Source organism: Bradyrhizobium semiaridum, from assembly GCF_020329505.1.
GTDB classification, from domain to species: domain Bacteria; phylum Pseudomonadota; class Alphaproteobacteria; order Rhizobiales; family Xanthobacteraceae; genus Bradyrhizobium; species Bradyrhizobium semiaridum.
In genome coordinates this window covers 179,733-194,340 of sequence record NZ_JAGKJJ010000004.1, presented here as the reverse complement: position 1 = coordinate 194,340, position 14,608 = coordinate 179,733, and the positions used below count along the sequence as shown (strand labels likewise).

The 14,608-nt window shown below is 62.6% G+C and carries 17 protein-coding genes, 2 tRNA genes and 1 pseudogene; 8 read left to right on the top strand and 12 right to left on the bottom strand.

The window, feature by feature from the left end:
* The first annotated feature begins 184 nt into the window (after positions 1 to 184).
* On the top strand, positions 185 to 847 hold the full coding sequence (locus tag J6500_RS07115; protein WP_225711973.1) for a TetR/AcrR family transcriptional regulator: 663 nt from the start codon (positions 185 to 187) through the stop codon (positions 845 to 847).
* Positions 844 to 1,338, top strand: coding sequence for an Lrp/AsnC family transcriptional regulator (locus J6500_RS07110; protein WP_225711972.1), 495 nt, complete (start codon positions 844 to 846; stop codon positions 1,336 to 1,338). Before J6500_RS07115 ends, J6500_RS07110 begins: the two co-directional genes overlap by 4 nt.
* A 76-nt stretch (positions 1,339 to 1,414) precedes the next feature.
* Here the strand turns inward: J6500_RS07110 and J6500_RS07105 are convergent, their stop codons facing one another.
* A complete protein-coding gene (locus tag J6500_RS07105) occupies positions 1,415 to 1,720 on the bottom strand; it encodes an ETC complex I subunit (protein WP_225711971.1) in 306 nt (101 codons plus the stop codon).
* Between the two features lie 247 nt (positions 1,721 to 1,967).
* Here J6500_RS07105 and J6500_RS07100 point away from each other — a divergent pair, with 247 nt between their 5' ends.
* Entirely contained in the window at positions 1,968 to 3,131 is a 1,164-nt protein-coding gene (locus J6500_RS07100; protein WP_225711970.1) for an OpgC domain-containing protein, read from the top strand.
* A 96-nt stretch (positions 3,132 to 3,227) separates the two neighbouring features.
* On the opposite strand, the gene J6500_RS07095 is transcribed toward J6500_RS07100, so the two are convergent.
* Positions 3,228 to 5,045, bottom strand: coding sequence for a carbamoyltransferase family protein (locus J6500_RS07095; protein ID WP_225711969.1), 1,818 nt, complete (start codon positions 5,043 to 5,045; stop codon positions 3,228 to 3,230).
* A 324-nt stretch (positions 5,046 to 5,369) separates the two neighbouring features.
* Here J6500_RS07095 and J6500_RS07090 point away from each other — a divergent pair, with 324 nt between their 5' ends.
* On the top strand, positions 5,370 to 5,642 hold the full coding sequence (locus J6500_RS07090) for a hypothetical protein (RefSeq protein WP_225711968.1): 273 nt from the start codon (positions 5,370 to 5,372) through the stop codon (positions 5,640 to 5,642).
* Between the two features lie 335 nt (positions 5,643 to 5,977).
* On the opposite strand, the gene J6500_RS07085 is transcribed toward J6500_RS07090, so the two are convergent.
* From J6500_RS07085 to J6500_RS07060, 6 genes and pseudogenes are all read right to left on the bottom strand, one after another.
* Positions 5,978 to 6,754, bottom strand: coding sequence for a cyclase family protein (locus J6500_RS07085; RefSeq protein WP_225711967.1), 777 nt, complete (start codon positions 6,752 to 6,754; stop codon positions 5,978 to 5,980).
* Positions 6,755 to 7,177: 423 nt separating this feature from the next.
* A tRNA-Pro gene (locus J6500_RS07080) sits at positions 7,178 to 7,254 on the bottom strand.
* A gap of 66 nt (positions 7,255 to 7,320) precedes the next feature.
* A complete protein-coding gene (locus tag J6500_RS07075) occupies positions 7,321 to 7,800 on the bottom strand; it encodes a DUF192 domain-containing protein (RefSeq protein WP_225711966.1) in 480 nt (159 codons plus the stop codon).
* 147 nt (positions 7,801 to 7,947) lie between these two features.
* Positions 7,948 to 8,613, bottom strand: a complete 666-nt coding sequence (locus J6500_RS07070) for a cold-shock protein (RefSeq protein ID WP_225711965.1) — start codon at positions 8,611 to 8,613, stop codon at positions 7,948 to 7,950.
* Positions 8,614 to 8,811: 198 nt separating this feature from the next.
* Positions 8,812 to 9,571: pseudogene (locus J6500_RS07065) on the bottom strand (SIR2 family NAD-dependent protein deacylase).
* A 27-nt stretch (positions 9,572 to 9,598) separates the two neighbouring features.
* Positions 9,599 to 9,829, bottom strand: a complete 231-nt coding sequence (locus J6500_RS07060; protein ID WP_225711964.1) for a hypothetical protein — start codon at positions 9,827 to 9,829, stop codon at positions 9,599 to 9,601.
* Between the two features lie 42 nt (positions 9,830 to 9,871).
* On the opposite strand from J6500_RS07060, the gene J6500_RS07055 reads away from it, so the two are divergent.
* Positions 9,872 to 10,033, top strand: coding sequence for a hypothetical protein (locus tag J6500_RS07055; protein WP_225711963.1), 162 nt, complete (start codon positions 9,872 to 9,874; stop codon positions 10,031 to 10,033).
* Between the two features lie 100 nt (positions 10,034 to 10,133).
* Here the strand turns inward: J6500_RS07055 and J6500_RS07050 are convergent, their stop codons facing one another.
* Positions 10,134 to 10,412 carry a hypothetical protein gene (locus J6500_RS07050; protein WP_225711962.1) on the bottom strand — a complete coding sequence of 93 codons (279 nt, stop codon included), beginning with the start codon at positions 10,410 to 10,412 and terminating at the stop codon, positions 10,134 to 10,136.
* 601 nt (positions 10,413 to 11,013) lie between these two features.
* On the opposite strand from J6500_RS07050, the gene J6500_RS07045 reads away from it, so the two are divergent.
* Positions 11,014 to 11,187 carry a hypothetical protein gene (locus tag J6500_RS07045; protein WP_225711961.1) on the top strand — a complete coding sequence of 58 codons (174 nt, stop codon included), beginning with the start codon at positions 11,014 to 11,016 and terminating at the stop codon, positions 11,185 to 11,187.
* Positions 11,188 to 11,569: 382 nt separating this feature from the next.
* Here the strand turns inward: J6500_RS07045 and J6500_RS07040 are convergent, their stop codons facing one another.
* Positions 11,570 to 11,737 carry a hypothetical protein gene (locus tag J6500_RS07040; protein WP_225711960.1) on the bottom strand — a complete coding sequence of 56 codons (168 nt, stop codon included), beginning with the start codon at positions 11,735 to 11,737 and terminating at the stop codon, positions 11,570 to 11,572.
* Between the two features lie 444 nt (positions 11,738 to 12,181).
* Here J6500_RS07040 and J6500_RS07035 point away from each other — a divergent pair, with 444 nt between their 5' ends.
* Together J6500_RS07035 and J6500_RS07030 are read left to right on the top strand one after the other, a co-directional pair.
* Positions 12,182 to 12,634, top strand: coding sequence for a VOC family protein (locus J6500_RS07035; protein WP_225711959.1), 453 nt, complete (start codon positions 12,182 to 12,184; stop codon positions 12,632 to 12,634).
* 369 nt (positions 12,635 to 13,003) lie between these two features.
* On the top strand, positions 13,004 to 13,645 hold the full coding sequence (locus J6500_RS07030; protein WP_225711958.1) for a glutathione S-transferase family protein: 642 nt from the start codon (positions 13,004 to 13,006) through the stop codon (positions 13,643 to 13,645).
* Positions 13,646 to 13,937: 292 nt separating this feature from the next.
* On the opposite strand, the gene J6500_RS07025 is transcribed toward J6500_RS07030, so the two are convergent.
* Together J6500_RS07025 and J6500_RS07020 are read right to left on the bottom strand one after the other, a co-directional pair.
* Positions 13,938 to 14,195, bottom strand: coding sequence for a PilZ domain-containing protein (locus tag J6500_RS07025; RefSeq protein ID WP_225711957.1), 258 nt, complete (start codon positions 14,193 to 14,195; stop codon positions 13,938 to 13,940).
* A gap of 144 nt (positions 14,196 to 14,339) precedes the next feature.
* A tRNA-Glu gene (locus tag J6500_RS07020) sits at positions 14,340 to 14,414 on the bottom strand.
* Positions 14,415 to 14,608: the final 194 nt, after the last annotated feature.

Sequence of the window (14,608 nt, the reverse complement as noted above, 5' to 3'; positions counted from 1 at the left end):
TAAGGATTCATCTTGCAATTAAACGATCATACGTTTTTTTATTGGCCTCGCAAGACGATCTGCTATGATCAGTGCATGAAATCCGCAGTCCATTGAATTTGCTTGGATTTCATGAAATAAACATACGGTCGTTTGCTTGTTTCCGGACCTCTCCTGGCAGGCTGACACCCATTCGAGGCCCCCGATGGCACGCACGATCGGCTCACACGGCCCGAAGACGCTCGAAGCGATCCGCAAGGCCGGCGTGCGCCTGATCTACGAGCACGGCTACGAGGCGATGAGCCTGCGCCAGCTCGCCGCCGAGGTCGGTATCCAGGCCGGCTCGCTCTACAATCATATCTCAACCAAGCAGGATTTGCTGTTCGATCTGGTGCAGGACCATATCAACGATCTGCTGCGCACGCTTGATCTTGCCCTCGAGAACAAGACCGACCCGGTCGAGCAGCTGCGCGCCTTCGTCGCCTTCCACGTCACCTATCACATGAGCCGGAAGCGCGAGGTCTTCATCGCCAATTCCGAGCTGCGCAGCCTCGAGTCCAAGAATTACGACGCGGTGGTCGCGCTGCGCGGCGCCTACGAGCAGCGGCTGGCGCAGATCCTCGCCGACGGCGTCGCGGACGGCGTCTTCGAGGTCGTCGACATCCAGGTCGCGACCTTCGCGATCCTGGCGCTGCTGACCGGGCTCTGCACTTGGTATCGCCCCGGCGGCCGCCTGACCCGCGAGGCGATCATCGCGGCGCATGAGAAGCTGGTGCTGTCGGGCGTCGGCGCCGGCGCGGCCGTGACAGCCGAACCGCACAAGGCCAGCAAGCGCGTGAAGGACGCCGTGGCGGGCGAGCGCCCGTGACAGAACGCCAACAGTTCGATGACATCGATCTCAAGATCCTGTCCCAACTGCAGACGGACGGCCGGATGCGGATCAACGAGCTCGCCGCGCGGGTCGGCATCACCGCCCCGCCCTGCTTGCGCCGGGTCCGTGCGCTGCGCGGCCGCGGCGTGATCCAGGCGGTCCGCGCAACCCTCGACGAGCGCCAGCTCGGCTACGAGGTCACGACCTTCGTCCTGATTCAGCTCGACAGCCAAACGCTGAGCGCGATCGAGGCCTTCGAGGCAGCGGTGGCGGTCGTGCCGCGCTTCCTACAATGCTGGCGAATTTCCGGCGATGCCGACTTCATGCTGAGATGCGTCGCGCCCAGCGTCGACGACATGCGCCAGCAGCTGCTGCAATTCGCGGGCTTGCCCAATGTGCGCAAGATTAGAAGTTTTCCGGTGCTCGGCGTCTCCAAGGATGCGCCGCTGCCGATCCCCGGCAGCCTCGCCATCTCAGCCCCCACCTGAATTCCAGCCACAGGCGGCTGCACACAGCCGCGGCCGGGCAATGACAGCGGTGGGTGGGACAAGACTTCACACCCTCTCAGTGCGTCCACGGCTCCCAGCGGCGGAAGGCAAAATTGTCGGCATAGGCAATCTGGCGGTGCGCCGAATCCTTCGGCTCGATCACCTGGTAGGCGATGCCCTTGCGCTCGCAATAGGCCACCGCCTCCTCCTTGGTTTCGAAATGCAGCGTGAGCTGCTGCTTCATGTCGGTCGAAGAGGTCCAGCCCATCAAGGGCTCCACGGTGCGCGGCTGCTCGGGCTCGTAGTCCAGTTGCCACGCTTTGGTCTTGGCGCGTCCCGATTGCATCGCGTTTTTGGCGGGCTTAAAAATGCGTGCGGTCATGGATGGTGGGGGTCCCGTGAAATATGCGACATGGAAGCGTTTGGAGGAAACCGCCGGGATAGTATAGAGACACCGTTCAGCAACGTGATCGGTGATTCCGTATTCTCGGAGGTACCCTTCGCCGGACCGGTATAGTCATTCTACCGCGCTGTGACAATCTGGCTCCCCGGGACCGTCCTTGAAGTCCCTTGGGCCCGCGGCGCGGCCTTCTTGGCAGCATCACCACCTCGAAGAAGCGGCGCGCCCTATGGAAATCCACGCCACCCTGCCCGACAAAGGACGTGACCTCCGGCTCGACCTGTTCCGCGGCATCGCGAACTGGGCGATCTATCTCGATCACATCCCCGACAACGTCGTGAACTGGATCACAACCCGCAATTACGGCTTCAGCGACGCCGCCGACCTGTTCGTCTTCATCTCCGGCTACACCGCGTCCTTCGTCTATGCCCGCATGATGCTGGAGCGCGGCTTCATCGTCGGCGCCACCCGGCTGACCAAGCGGGTCTGGCAGCTCTATGTCGCCCACATCATCCTGTTCGTGATCTACATTGCCTCGATCAGCTATCTGGCATTGCGCTTCGGTGATTCCGAGATCATCAACGAGTTCAACGTCGCCGGCCTCGTCGACAACGCCACCGAGACGCTGCGTCAGGGCCTGTTCCTGAAGTTCAAGCCGGTCAACCTCGACGTGCTGCCGCTCTACATCGTGCTGATGGGTCTGTTCCCGCCGGTGCTGTGGTTCATGCTGCGCCAGCCGAACTGGACCATGCTGGCCTCGATCGCGCTCTGGCTGATGTCGCGGCAGATGGGCTGGAACCTGGCGGCCTACCCGGCCGGCACCTGGTACTTCAATCCGTTCGCCTGGCAGGTGCTGTTCGTGTTCGGCTCGTGGTGCGCGATGGGCGGCGCCCGCAAGAACATGCACATCATCAACTCGCCCTACACGCTTTGGTTCTGCATCGCCTATCTGATCTTCGCGTTGATCATGACGATGGCCGGCCGCTTCCCGGACTTCGGCGCGATGTTTCCGGATTGGCTCTATTCGGCGTTCAATCCGAACGACAAGACCAACCTCGCGCCTTACCGCTTCCTGCACTTCGTGGTGATCACCGTGCTGGTGATCCGTTTCATCCCGAAGGACTGGGCAGCGCTGGAGTGGAAGATCTTCGATCCGCTGATCGTCTGCGGCCAGCAATCGCTCGCGGTGTTCTGCGTCGGCGTGTTCCTGTCGTTCGTCGGGCATTTCGAGCTCTCGATGAGCTCGGGCTCGCTATTCGCGCAGATCTTCGTGTCGATTTCCGGCATCGCGATCATGACGATCGTGGCCTACTACATCTCCTGGTCGAAGCGGCAGGACAAGCCCGTCAAGCCGCCGGCGCCCAAGGCGGCTGCGCCGGCCAAGACGGGCTAAGCGCGATGTGATTGGGTTGAATCGTCATCGCGCATTAGCTCCTTGTTTGAGCATGATCTTTCCGGAAAACCGCTTCGCACTTTTCTGGATCATGCTTTAGCCGCCGCGGTTGCGGTCCTGCGTGGTCGAGGCGACGATGGTCGAGACGTCGCCGAACGTGGTCATGATCGGCGCGACGACCTTGTGCATCCAGGTCTTCGATACCACGGTGTCGTGCAGCACGAGGTTGTCGATCCCGGTGGTCAGGAAGCAGCTCACGGCATCCTGCGGCGTCTCGATGATCGGCTCGCCCTTGACGTTGAAGGAGGTGTTGATCAGCACCGGCACGCCGGTTAGCGCCTCGAACTCCTTCAGCAGGCGATAGAGTTTCGGGTTGGTCTCCTCGCGCACGCTCTGCACGCGTGCCGAGCCGTCGACATGCACGATCGCCGGGATCTTGTCGCGCCACTCGGGGCGTACCGGCTTTGCGATCAGCATGAAAGGCGAGTCCTCCTCGCCTTCGAAAATCTCCTTCATGCGCTCGGCGAGCACGATCGGCGCGAACGGGCGGAACGCCTGGCGGTGCTTGACCCGGCTGTTGAGGATGTCCTTCATCTCGGCCCGGCGCGGGTCGGCAATCAGGCTGCGATTGCCGAGCGCGCGCGGCCCGAACTCGGACGATCCCTGGAACCAGCCGATCACGCGCTGCTCGGCCAGCAACTTCGCGGTATCGCGACAGACATTGTCGCTGCGCCGCGCGTCGACTTGGATGCGGACCAGGAAATCGCCGAGCGCGGCGGCTACCTCGGCGTCGCTGTAGGGCCGGCCGACATAGGCATGCTCCATCACGAAGGAGCGGCGCTGCTTGAGCACTTCCAGCCAGCCGTAATAGGCGCAGCCGATCGCGATGCCGTCGTCGCCGGCGGCGGGCTGGATCCAGATATTCTCGAAGCCGGCCTCGCGCGCGATGCGCCCATTCGCCACGCAGTTCAGCGCGACGCCGCCGGCGATGCACAGGTTCTTGGCGCCGGTGGTCTCGCGCAGCCAGCGCGCCCGCGCCAGCAGCACATTCTCGGTGTCGTCCTGCACCCGGCAGGCGATGTCCTCCCAGTGCCGCATCGCCGGATTCTTGTCCCAGCTGCCGCTGTCGAGCACATAAGGCCGCTGGTTCTCGGCGCTCCAGAACGGGATGCTGAGCTTGCCGTCCGTCATCTCGAGCAGATGGCCGACCTGCTCGCGGCGGCCATAGGGTGCCAGCCCCATCAGCTCGCCGCACTTGTTCCAGTCGCCGAACACATAGGTCGACACCCGGCTGTAAAGAGCGCCCAGACCCGGCATGTTGTAGAACTCGTCCGACAACAGGCCGCGCGCCGGCTCCATCCAGACCTTCTTCAGGCATTCGAGCCTGGCGTCGTCGAATTTGTAGTAGCTCTCGGACTCGCGGGCCAGCGGCGTCGCCGCATCGCCGGGATAGGACTCCATGACGTCGGACTGGTAGTTGCCGACGCCGTCGACGACCATCACCACGCCGTCCCTGAACGGCGACACCGCGAACGCGCTGTAGGCATGCGCGAGGTGATGCGAGATCGACACCACCTTGTCGGACTTCGAGCGAAACAGCGGGTGCTTCTCCGCCTCGTCGCGCTCGGCGATCGGCAGGAAGCCCGGCATGTCTTGATGCGCCAGCCGCTCTTCCATCTCCGGCACCGGCAGGATGTAGCTGTTGCGCACCACGAGATCGACGTCGTCGAGCGTGATGCCCTCAGCCCCAAGGCAGTAGTCGATCACCTCCTTGTAGAAGCCGGACGCATGCTTCTCGCGGGTGATGCGCTCTTTCGCGATCGCAAAGGCAATCGCGCCGTCACGCAGCAGGCAGGCGCTCACGTCATGGTCGTAGGTGTTGAGACCAAGGACGTAGGTGTGTTGTTTCGGCATGGGGACTCTTCAGGACGACTCAACGACTCGATCGACGCGTTCGGGAAGCTCAGCTTCCGCGGTGCACAAACCGAACTAACATAGATCAAGATGAACAGGCTGAACGGCAGATGAACGGCAAGATGAACGTAACAACATGATAATCCAAAGTAATCCGGTCCGTAACTTGACCTTACCTCGCCCTCTCAATAGAGTCGTCAAAGCTCGTAAGAACCTTAGTGAAAAAATTGTCTTGGGGCGTACGAACCGCATGCTGGTCTCGCGCGTCCAAGCGAGACAGCCGGCATCGGTGAGATGTTTGGAAGTGACCGGGAGATATCCAGAATGACTAAACGCTACAATATCCTGACGCGTTGCCTCGCAGCGGTCGCTTTGTTGTTCGTCTATGTCGCAAGCACGTCGGCCATCCTGGTGGGTGCCACCACCTCGCCTGCCCAAGCCTATCGCGGACGCGGCGGCTGGGGTTATCGTGGCGGCGGCTGGGGCTATCGCGGCGGCTATCGTGGCCGTGGCTTTTATCCTCGCGGCTATGGTTTCTATGCGCCGGGCCCGCGCTGCTGGTGGACCCCGCGCGGCGTGCGCGTGTGCCGCTGGTGACAGCCGCCCGCTGACGCAAGCGGATCAGCAACAGCCGATCAGGCGCGCCGGCTGCGGCGCGCCTGAATTTTTATGCGCGCGATCCTGATGGAATGGCCAAGTCTGCCCGGCAGGCAAGAAAGAGCCCCGGAGGACGCCGGGGCTCTAGTCTGCGGGAGAGAACTGCGGAAGTCAGGATTGATGGCAGGCGGCCGCGGCCGGCTGATCAATCGTTCGCTACCACTGCGTGCATCAATACACATCTTGATGCCTCAGGCTGTGGCGTCGCGGCAACAACCTGCCGGAATGACGGGCGAGCCGCAAAAGCCTTCGGATACGACCGCCCGACCGGCGCCCTAGCCATCGAGGATCGCGACCGCACGCGTCCATCCCGCCGAGGCGCGCTCGATCTTCACCGGGAAGCAGGACACCATGAAGCCGACTGACGGTAGCTGCTCCAGATTGTGCAGCTTCTCGATGTGGCAATAGCCGATGTGCCGCCCGGCCTTGTGCCCTTCCCAGATCAGGCTGGCATCCTTGGTCTCGGCATATTTCTTCGCGGTGTAGACGAACGGCGCATCCCAGCTCCAGCCGTCGATGCCGGTCAGCCGCACGCCGCGCTCGAGCAGATACATCGTCGCCTCGTAGCCCATGCCGCAGCCCGAGGTGACATAGTCCGGCCGGCCGTATTTGGCGCCCGCGCTGGTGTTGACGAGGACGATCTCCAGCGGCGACAGCGTGTGACCGATGCGCTTCAGCTCGGCCTCGACATCGGCGGCGGTCGCGACATAGCCGTCGGGCAGATGGCGGAAGTCGAGCTTCACACCGGGCTGAAAGCACCACTCCAGCGGTACCTCGTCGATGGTCCACGAGCGCTCACCGCGGTTCATGGTCGGGTGAAAATGCCAGGGCGCGTCGAGATGCGTGCCGTTATGGGTCGAGAGCGAGACCTGTTCGACGGCCCAACCCTGGCCGTCGGGCAGGTCCTCCGCCTTCAATCCCTCGAAGAACTGCAGCATCCGCGGCAGGCCCTGCTGGTGATCGATATACTGGATGGTCGGATGATTGCCGGGCGGATCGGCCGGAACGTCGTTCTGCAGGGGGACGGAGATGTCGATCAGTTTGCGCGCCATGGCATTACCTCGCGGATTGTTCTTGTGCGGACGCGCCAGCCTGCCAGCCCGAGCGTCCCATCGGCAAGGCACGTCCGCTCGATGCCGATCGCAGCGCGAACCAGCGCGAAGCTGCCCACGGATTTCCTTGAACCTTACCGGCGGTTGGCGCGACCCATCGACGCTGGGGATTTGAGGGCCCAGTAATTCGCGCAGCGCTGTCTGGACGATCATATTCCGCCCAGACGGCGCTGTTGCATTTCGCGATACAATCTCTAGTTTAGGAACACGCTGGCGGCGCTGCCCTTAAATCCCTATTGCCGCCAGCTGAAAACCCGCCCTCGTTGCGGGGTTTTCCTCGTCGGCCGGCGCAGTCTCGTCGGGCGCTTGCCGCGGGACGGCGCGCCGGGTTCCCGCCGATCGCAAAAAGCAAGAGAAAGGGTTTGGTCGGGGCAGCTGGATTCGAACCAACGACCTGCAGTACCCAAAACTGCCGCGCTACCAGGCTGCGCTATACCCCGACATTTCCGAGAGGCCCTGTGGATACACGCATAAGCCGGCGCCAGCAAGGCGCCGCTTGGTGCCCCTCAGCGGCCGTTGAACAACGGATGGGCGACCCGGTCGCCGGGCTGGATGCCGTATTTCTGCGCGGTCCCGGCGATCACCTCGAGGACGCCCTTGGCGAGCCCCCTTGACGGGATGATCTTGGTCGACATCGGCTCGGTATTCTCGGCGATGCGCAGGATGCGGCCGTCGGCACGGATGAAGATCATGTCGAGCGAGATGTAGGTGTTCTTCATCCACATCGACACCTCCTGCTCCGGCGAGAAGTCGAACAGCATGCCTTTGCCGTCCGCCAGCTCCTTGCGGTACATCAGGCCGGTCTCCTTCTCCTGCTCGGTAATCGCCATCTCGACCGAGAAGACATGAACGCCGGACTTGGTGACGATCTCGAGCGGCTGGAAACTTGCGGCCTGCGCGGCCGGAGCCGGCAGCGCGCCGGACAGGATGACGAGCGCGGCCAGCAGCCACAGGCGAAGCCGCCCAACATTGCGATCGAAATTCATCGAAGGTTACTCATGCCGGTGGAATTTTCCGGCGGACCCTAACCCGATGATTGCGGCAAATGCCAGAGCTTTGCCGCCAGCCCCTCGCCTCACGTTTCGTCAGGCAATCCGGGGACTGGGTCAGCGGTCTCGGGTCAACAATTCGGGCTAGTGCGAGGACAGCGCCGACGGGCCGGTCTCGGGATGAATCTCGGCGGCCATCATTCCCTTGGAGCCGGGCCCGAACCGCACCAGCACATACTGGCCGGGCCGCAGCTCGGTCATGCCGAAACGCCGCAGCGTCTCCATGTGCACGAAGATGTCGGGGGTGCCCTCGCCGCAGGTCACGAAGCCGAAGCCGCGCAGCCGGTTGAACCACTTGACCTGCGCGCGCTCGAGCCCGCTGGTCGCGGTCACCGTGACGTGGGTTCGCGGCGGCAGCATCTGCGCCGGATGGATCGCCGTCGACTCGTCCATCGAGACGATCCGGAAGGCCTGGTAGCCCTTGGCACGCTGGACGCATTCGACGACGACGCGCGCGCCTTCATAGGCCGTCTGGTAACCGTCGCGCCGCAGCACCGTCACGTGCAGCAAAATGTCGGGCCAGCCATTGTCAGGAACGATGAAGCCGTAACCCTTCGAGGCATCGAACCATTTGATGACGCCGGAAAGCTCGACGAGATTGGCCGCGGCGTCGCCGAGAACCGAGAACGCATCCAGCGCCGGATCGCGCGGCGCGTTGTTCGCGTAGTCGCCTGGCCCAAGTCTGCTCTGCCCGGCCCCGCTCGCCGGCGGTCCGCCGAGCTTCTTGGACTCAAATCCGTCCGACCCCATGACCCCGGACCCCACACATCAATTGCAGCCCGCCGTCATCGCGGCTGAGCCTGAACACGCTGCTATCCATCACCAAACTCGCGATAACCACGCGCGAATCTCGAATCAAAAGATAACACTCCCGCCCGCATCGCATAGCTAAAAAACGAATCTATCGGGAACTATGAACAGGCTTGCACAGCCCGAATCGAACGGGCTTCAGTTGCCCACGAACGGACCAAGCGTCTCGCCGATGTCGTGACGGATCACGAGATCGGCAATGTCGTCCTGATCGGTCGGTTCGTTGTTGATGATCACGAGGCTCGCGCCGCAGTTCTTCGCCATCATCGGAAAGCCCGCGGCGGGCCACACCACCAGCGACGAGCCGATCGCAAGGAAAGATCGCAGTGCCGGGTTAGTTCCGTGGCACGATGCATCGCGTCCTCGGGCATCGCTTGCCCGAACGAGATCGTCGCGGTCTTCACGGGATCGCCGCAGTCGGCGCAGTCGGGCGCGCTACCGGTGCTGTCGAACAGCTGCTCACCCACGAGAGATCGTAAGCCTTGCTGCAGCCGATGCAGCGCGCATAGGTCGTGTTGCCGTGCAACTCGATGACGTCGTCGGCCTCGAAGCCTGACGCCTGATGCAGATTGTCGATGTTCTGGGTAATGATGCCCGGAACCTTGCCGGCGCGATAGAGCGAGGCGAGTGCGCGATGCCCGCGACCGGGCTTAGCGGCGGCGAAGGTCGGTTCCATTGCGAAGCGGCGGCGCCACGACTCGTCGCGCGCATCCTGGCTGGCAACAAATTCATCGAACGGGATCGGCCGATTGCGCGTCCAGATCCCGCCCGGCGAACGGAAATCGGGAATGCCGCACTCGGTGGAGATGCCGGCGCCGGTAAACGGAACGATCGACGACGCCTCGGCAATCATGTTGCCGAGCCGCTCGATGCCGCTGCGCAGATCTCTTGCGATCACAGGGAATGATCCGGTTGACCCGCCTGACTATAGCACGGCCCGACCGCTTGCCAGATCGGCGCGTAACGCGGGGCGACGATCACGCCGCGCGGCCTGCTCTCTCGCGGCATCCAGATCGATCTTCGCCATTCCGGCCTCCCGTTTTTTCTTTTTGGCTAACTCCAAGCCGCGCAGGCGACAAGGCGGGCTACGCCTTTTCCACCGCCTTCGCTTCATCACAATCAATGCCCGCTCCGCATTGACGCCCAATTCGGCCATGCAAATCCCGCCGGGACAGGACCACCATCAGGCGGATGGGCAATGAGCGAACAGCAAGACGCGCTCGCGCGCGAGCGTGAAGAGATCGCCACACGGGTTGCCAGCTTCAGGGCCACGCAGCAGAAGTTCGAGCGCGACCGCCAGGAGTATTACGCCAGCACGCTCGGCAATGCCTGGAGCGGATTTCAAAGGAAGACAGCTTGATATCGCGCGATCTGCCGCGCGATCTAATCCGATCGCGCCTTGATCTGCAATTGAAGAGCCCGGAGCTGACAGCTCCGGGCTCTTTCGCTACCAAGCGCCGTTACCAGCGATAGTAGTGGTGCCGATAAGGACGGTAGTACGGCTCGTCGTAGTAGGCATAGGGCCCGCCACCGTAATAGGTGCGATAGCGCGGGCCATAGTAGTAGCCCGGCCCGTAGCCGTAGCTATATGCGCCTGCCGCACCGGCGGCGATCGCGCCAGCGGCCAGGCCAAATGCCAAGCCTGGACCTATACCGCGGCCGCGCGCCTCAGCCGGCGCGCTCAGCGCCGTTGCGCCAACCGTCGCGACGGCCGCCAGAACTGCCAATGTCTTTTTCATGCGCAACCTCCTCCACAGTGATCTCGCGGGCTAACGTCAGGCAGCGGTGATGGTTGCAGATCGCCTGATCACGGCACGGCGCGCTCGATGTTGGTGCGGCGTTTCAGGCACATAGCCAGTGTTCCACGCATGGACTCGAATCCGAAGCCATGCGATTGCGCAAAGCTACCATCGGTTAGCGCCGGAACAAAAAGACAACCCTCGGGTTTATTTATTGGCGAAACTAGGATGACGTTATGCCGGCGTGGATGGAACTTCTTCTCAACGTGATCGCCTTTGCCGGCTTCATCGGCATCGCCGTCTATCACAAGCATCCCGGCGAAAAGGTGGACTGATCGCCAGCAGCCCGCTACCAGCAACGCCCTTTATCCGCAGCATATCCAACGCCTGTCCGCAGCATATCCACTGGGCCGCCGGCAGCATTTCCTCAGCAAACGCGGTAGCTTGCTGCGCACATATCCACAAATCGCCGCTGCAGACCAGGGCGCTTTGCCCTTCGGAGGAGCTGATCGCTCTGCCAACAATCGTGGCCATGATTCGCGAGAATGGCGCAACAAATCATTAAGAAATCACTGACAAGGTTCCACGCGGAGGGAGAGCCATGCTCATTTACCCAGTCCCGACCGAAGTAACGCAAGCCCGCGTGCAGCTCGTCGTCGATCAGACCGCGAAGGCCCAACCCCGCATCCTCAGCGAGGATGTGCTCGACATCTTCGCCGCCAAGAACAAGGCCGACCGCGACGCGGTCGAGACCATCCTGGACATCAAGATCTAAGACTGCTCCACGGCAGGCCGCATCTCGCGGCCCCGTCGTGCCCACGGCGTTGCCACGCAAGCGCTCGCGATACGGCGCTCCGATCGGGCCTTTCGCTTGAACCTTTTGCGGTATGTGGCGACACACCGGCGCTGGGGATTTCAGGGCCCAGTATCTGGCGCAGCGCTGTGGGACGAACATATTCCGTCATCACGGCGCTGTTGCATTTTCCGGATTCAACCTTAAGTTTGGTTCCGGCAGTTGACGGCTCACGCCCTGAATCCCCAGTCCGTCAACTGGGAAAGCCCCGCATCCAGCCTGCGGGGCTTTCCATTTCGGGCGCGACGATGTTTGAGCGTATCGGCCGGGGCCGCGGCCGCGTGGATCTGCGCGGTGCCACGGGTCACGATTGCGTGGAAGTGTTCGTCGGCGAACCGTCCGGCCGCTTCTCTTCCTTCTCGAGCTGTTCTTCGACGTAGAGCAACACAGCGCGGCGCACGTCGACGCTTTTGATCCTGTAGAATGCCTTCGCCAACCTCAACATCTGCACGTCTTCGACGCGGTTCGACATCAAACGGCCTCCAATAGGTTGCGCGGAAAATAGCCGATGTCGGGGTACCCGTTCATTAAACTGCTGCAACCTTACCGTTCATTATGCCGCACCCGTCCCGGATGAAATTTCGGACATGACCGATTCAGTTTCGGCGAACGAGGAGTCGTGCACGTTCGTGGGTTATTGCCGAGCTGAGCGACAAGCGCAGCGACCACGCCCCGCCGCGGCTGTCGGACGATCTGAGACCAACGACGGAAGTCTTCATCGATTGAGAGTAAGCTGATTGCATGGCGAACCTCCGCAGCCGGAAAGCTCGCGAAAGGTTGAGAGCGCACAAAATTGGCTTTGATCTTACCCGCATGCAGCCTGCGAACCCTGCCCCTTGGCGCAATTTGCTGCTACGTTCTCGTCGGACCGTTCCGCCCAAACAAAAATCTCTGACGCTCTCAGGAGGACAAGAAAATGCGCTATCTCCACACCATGCTGCGTGTCCGGAACCTCGACACGGCGATGAAGTTCTACCAGGATGCGCTGGGGCTGAAGGAAGTGCGCCGCATCGATAACGACAAGGGCCGCTTCACGCTGGTGTTTCTCTGCGCGCCGGAGGATCTCGACCTCTTGAAGTCGCTGCCCCCGACCCGCGGCGCGCCGCTGGTCGAACTCACCTACAATTGGGACGAGGAGAAATATGGCGAGGATCGCTATTTCGGCCACCTCGCCTACGAGGTCGACGACATCTATGCGACCTGCGACAGGCTGATGAAAATGGGCGTCACCATCAACCGGCCACCGCGCGACGGCAACATGGCGTTCGTGCGCTCACCCGACCTGCACTCGATCGAGATCTTGCAAAAGGGCGATCCGAAGCCGCCGGCGGAGCCATGGGCCTCGATGCAGAACACCGGCCACTGGTAGGCCCCCGGCCACCTTCGCCGGGCGATCAAGGCGGGCGCGCTTACGGCCGATACCGCGATGCGGGCGGCGCTTGATGCTTAGGAACACGATACGGCCGCTGGCGTTGCCTCCGAACAATCGATGCGAGGAGGCAACCGATGGGACGAGGAATATTGCTTTGGCTGTTGGGTGTACCGATTCCGGTGATCATTCTGTTATGGCTGTTCTTCGGCCACTAAGCCGGATTTGACGCGCAGCTCGCATTAGCGTGAAGGCCTCGCCGTATCACGGCGGGGCCTTGCTTTTTTGCTCTCGGTACAATTCGTCGCGCGCATTTTTCAGGGTACTCCGCTAAGAAACTCGGCAAAGCAAACCGCGGGAGAACGCGTGATGGACGGCAAGCCGCAACTGACGATCTGGGGTCGGGCCAACTCGGTCAATGTGCAGAAAGTGCTCTGGTGCCTCGCCGAGCTCGACCTCGCCTATCAGCGCATCGACGCCGGCATGCAGTTCGGCAAGAACGATCAACCCGAATATCTCGCGATGAATCCGAATGGCCGCATCCCGACGCTGGTCGAGGGCGACTACGTGCTGTGGGAATCCAATTCGGTGATGCGCTATCTCTGCATGGCTCACGGCCAGAATTCGCCGATCTATCCGCAGGCGCCGAAGGCGCGCGCCGCCGTCGACCGCTGGCTCGACTGGACGCTGTCGACGCTGCAGCCGGTCGACCGTCCGGTGTTCTGGGGACTGGTGCGCACGCCGCCGGAGGATCGCGACATGATCCAGATTCAGAAGGATGTCGATGCCGAAGGCGTGGTGTGGCGCGTGGTCGAAGCCCAGCTTGCGAGCCGCCGCTTCGTCGAGGGCGATCAGTTCACAATCGCCGACATCGCGATCGGCGCCTTTGCGCGGCGCTGGCTCGGCGTCGAGGGTGTCACCAAGCCTGCCCTGCCAAATCTGGCACGCTGGTTCGGCGAGCTCGGACAGCGTCCGGGCTTCGTCCGCTTCATCGCGCCGCCGATGTCATAGACTGGGCAGCGCCCGCCCGATATCCCGGCGCCGACGCTGATCGCGCCGCCGAGCTTCGCGCAGGTGTCGCTGCCTTCGAGCTTGACGAACCCCGGTCCGAACGACGCACAGGGATTGTTCCGTGCCGTGGTCTTCGGCGCCAGTGTCTTGCCGGCGTCGGGTGGGGTCTGAAAATTCCGGCCGTTGCGCTGCTGCGCGAGGGCTGCGGCCGGAAGCAGGACGGCGATGATGGCAAGGCTCATGATCCGCATCCGGCCTTTTATCGCGCAAGGCTGAACGAGACCACAGCGTTCTAGTTCACGAATTTGATGCCGAAAGTCTTGCCGTCGCGCCAGACCACTTCGCAGGCGCGCCCGGTACGGGCGTCGCGCGAGAATGCCAGCCGCAGCTTGGCCGGCAGCGCATTGTTGTCCTGCATCGTGATCCTGGCGCCGGAGGACGAGATGTCCTCGACCAGGCAGGGCCGCGCCGCAAATCCGCCGTCGAGCGTGATCCATCCGGACTGGCGCAGCGATTTGCGCGTGTCGCGCTTCTTCGTCCCTAAGGCCATGGCATCATTCCCCGGGGCTCAGCCGTAGCGCCGCTGGCTTTACAAAGCGTTGCGAAATCGCCGCGGATTCCAGCAATCACCCCCGTTGCCGCGAGTCGGCGCGCCAACAGCCGTCTTGCGGAAATTTCGTCCGGCACGAGGTCATGGCGCTCCCTAGCGGAATCGAACCGCTCTCTCCACCGTGAAAGGGTGGCGTCCTAACCGATAGACGAAGGGAGCAAAACTCCCGGCAGATCAATACGTTAAACGTGAGATAGGCCGGACCGGCCGCAGTCGTCAACGGCCGCGACGAGCGAACGTATAGTGGCGATTGGCTGGAGGGGCAAGCGTTCAGAAACGGCGTCGGCTCAGGGCTGTGTATCAGTGGCCCAGCCGGCTGACGGGGACGCCAAGCGCCGAAACAGACGAAGAAC